The sequence below is a fragment of the candidate division WOR-3 bacterium genome, from assembly GCA_016867815.1.
Classification (GTDB): domain Bacteria; phylum Hydrothermota; class Tepidihabitantia; order Tepidihabitantales; family Tepidihabitantaceae; genus UBA2258.
Window position 1 is genome coordinate 1 of record VGIR01000207.1, and the last position, 1,890, is coordinate 1,890.

2 protein-coding genes are annotated in these 1,890 nt (G+C 60.8%); one reads left to right on the top strand and one right to left on the bottom strand.

Features of this window, described 5'->3' with window-relative positions; all coding sequences use genetic code 11:
• Nucleotides 1-180: 180 nt before the first annotated feature.
• Nucleotides 181-1,311, bottom strand: a complete 1,131-nt coding sequence (locus FJY68_14345; GenBank protein ID MBM3333001.1) for a hypothetical protein — start codon at nt 1,309-1,311, stop codon at nt 181-183.
• A 205-nt stretch (nt 1,312-1,516) separates the two neighbouring features.
• On the opposite strand from FJY68_14345, the gene FJY68_14350 reads away from it, so the two are divergent.
• Nucleotides 1,517-1,890: hypothetical protein (locus tag FJY68_14350; GenBank protein ID MBM3333002.1), on the top strand; the 374-nt coding region annotated here is incomplete at its 3' end.

A 1,890-nucleotide genomic window follows, 5' to 3' on the forward strand; every position in this document is an offset into this window, starting at 1 on the left:
CCTGCAATAGCTCCAAGGCATCCTCCTGATCCAGCGAAGCCAGCACCTGCCTGCCTGCCGACCTGACGTTCCGACTTGCAGCCGACGACCATCTCCGGTACTTTCTCACAGCGGTTCTCCTTTCATAACATTCAAACAACCCAGATGCTACCATCCGGGCAGGGGAACCGCTACTGATTTTCAACTAAGACAGGGACATCCTCCGAGGAACTGCTCGTAGACCTGGCCGAGGATGTCGGCAGGCAGGACCGAGAATTCGTAAGGGCAGTCCGGGTAGTAGAGGCTGCCGATTATCTCTTTGAGCGGCTTGTCGTCGATGGTGAGGTCGAGGGTGAGGAGGTCGGGCGGTTCGGCACGCTCGTCCTCGCTTCGGCTTGGGACACGATCCGAAATCCCCGGAGGATTTCGGTCATGTCCCGCGCCTCCGGTCATGTCCCTTCGCGCGGTCTTCGGCGTGAAGTAGAAGAGACCGGAGTTGTACTTGTCGTCCGCGTCGCGGAAGTGTTTGACGAGGCGCGGGTAGACCCGTTCTCCGTTCATGAGCGTCTGTAGGAACTGGTAGTGCTCGATGCCGCGGTCTTCGCAGATGCGGAGGAAGATCAGCCGGTCTATCGTGCGCTGGACCGCGAAGTTGAGCTGGCGGGTGGTGAGGCCGGGGTTGCGGAGCGCGATGTTCCTCGCGAGTGAGTCGCGCCACTTCTCGATTTCGGCAAGGAAGGCGTCGTCAACCGCGGCCGTGCCTTTCTTGGTCTTGGTCGATTCGACGTAGCGGTCGAGCGCGCCTTTCTGGATGGCGTCGGGCGAGAAGAGGCCGGCGAGGTCATCCCGGCGTTCGAGGTAGTCGGTGTAGCCGAGGAGCATGGTGCGGGCGGTCGCGGGTTTGTCGGTCTGGAACGGACGGATGCGGCAGTCGTAGACCGCGAACTGCTCGAAGTCGGTGAGGAGCGAGACCGGGAGCTTGGAGGTCCAGGCGTAGCGGCGGAGCTGGAACGCGGGGCTTGCGTCGTCGGCGATGCGCACGGCCGGCTTCTTGGCTTCAGCGAAGAAGACACGGCGGCCGCCAATGCGGAAGGTGTAGTCCGGGGCTTTGGTCGCGCCGGCGACCTTGATTGACTCTTCGTGGATGACGGGCTTGAAGACTTCGGTCAGGCCGGCTTTGTTGGAGACGTCCCAGCCGAGGGACTCGAAGAAGGGGTTGAGGAACTCAGCGCGGAGCTGCTCTTCTTTGTAGTCGGTGCACTGGTAGACCGCGCGATCTCTGTCGAAGAGGTCAACCAGCCGCTTGACTGAATCAGGTACACTCGCGCCCATTGTTGTCTAGGATATGACAGATTCCGCCGCAGTCAAGCCGAGGGCCACAGCCGTGTGGCCGCAGCCGTTGACCGGTTCGGACTGCGGCATGGGCAGTGAGCTTGCGGGAGAGATATCATCAGAAGTTGTGGAAAAAGAGAGAGCGGTGTCTACGATTCTATGTAGTTAGCAAATCGGGTGTTAGCCCGAGAAAGGAGACACCGCTATGATGTCAGACTATCAGAAAGAGCTTGAAGCCGCAAGAAGAAGACAGGAGCGACGTGAGAAGCGAGTCGAGCGTCGGATCAGGCGAGTGATGAAGCAGGATGCAGCCAGTCTATTGGACAAGGTTGCCCTTACCGGCGCGCAGGAGAAGATTCAGGACGCCCTGGATGCGGAGCGGGACGAGTTTCTGGAGCGCGAGCCATATGTTCGTGCCGGCAAATCCAAGCTCCGAGGCTATCGGAACGGGTACGCCAGACGCCGGCAGGTACATCTGAGCGGCGGCAGCGTCGAGGTTGAGCTGCCGCGGGTGACAAAGGATGGCGGGGACTTCCACTCCGGGCTCTTGGCGCCCTATCAGCGGACGAGCCCGAAGGT